This is a genomic window from Brevundimonas sp. CURTG3B2_SDJG, assembly GCF_057364705.1.
Window position 1 is genome coordinate 1 of sequence record NZ_JBNFOJ010000513.1, and the last position, 1,046, is coordinate 1,046.

General features: G+C 72.0%; 2 protein-coding genes. Both read right to left on the reverse strand.

The features are described from left to right. Positions 1-150 precede the first annotated feature (150 nt). Entirely contained in the window at positions 151-525 is a 375-nt protein-coding gene (locus AC2W7C_RS18345; RefSeq protein ID WP_486002626.1) for a hypothetical protein, read from the reverse strand. A 53-nt stretch (positions 526-578) separates the two neighbouring features. Continuing rightward, positions 579-1,046: C40 family peptidase (locus AC2W7C_RS18350; RefSeq protein ID WP_486002627.1), on the reverse strand; the 468-nt coding region annotated here is incomplete at its 5' end.

Here is a 1,046-nt window from a genome sequence, read left to right on the forward strand (position 1 = left end):
CGGGCGCCTCTCCGGCGGCGCAGCCCGACCACCCAGGCGACGCCCGCGGCGCCTTCGGCGGCCACAAGCTCGACGCCGACCCCGCGCTGATCGGTTCCTGACTTCAGAGTACGGAAAGGCCCCGTCGGAAACGACGGGGCCTTTTTTGGCCTAGGGATCGCGTCCCACGGCCGTCGTCTCCCGCAACAGGGCTTCGATGGCCGCCGGGTCCAGCGCGCGGATGTCTTCCCGGGCCGCGATGGCGGCCTCCGGGTCGCCGCGTCCCTCGCCGATCCCGTGGTCGTCGACCTGGTATCGGCCTTCGACCTTTCCGAGGATGAAGGTGAACGGTTCGGCGGGATTGCCCTGGGCCGCCCAGATCGCGAGGCTCTCGTGATCGTCGCAGCTGGCGACGAGCCAGCGCGTCCCGCCGAACGTCCTCTCGACCGGTCCCGCCACGCAGGTCAACGGCTCGGGTTCCGACGAACCGGCCGCGGGCGAGCAGCCGGTCGCGGCCAGGGCGATCACGAGCAAGAACTCTTTCATGAGACCATCCTAGTCCGCCGCGGGCTCGACCGGCCAGCGACGGGACCTGACGGCTAGAGCCGACGGAACAGGGGGGCCTGGAAACCGTCGGCGACGTAGCGCGCCTCGGCCTCGGTCAGCGCCTCGATCACCACCGCGCCGTGGTGGCCTGTGGCGTGCAGCACGCGGCCCTCGTCCAGAATGAAGGCGGAATGGCCGTTCCACGGCCCCATCCCCGGGTAAAGCCAGACCACCAGATCGCCCCGGCGGGCCTCGGCCCGGGAGACCGCCCGGCCCAGTTCGGCCTGCTGATCGGAATAGCGCGGCGCGGATCGGCCGCAGGCGTAGAGCGCCTGCTGCACCAGGCCGCAGCAGTCGGTGGACTTCGAGCTTCGGGCTCCGGGCTTATGCGGCACGCCCAGCAGGCGCTCGGCGACGGCGACGGGATCGTCCTCGAACCGGCCGACGGGAGCGAGGTCCGCGCCCGCCTCCTCGACCACCAGGGCGTTCAGCGGGAGGGTGGCGGCCACCGAAGCGGAGCG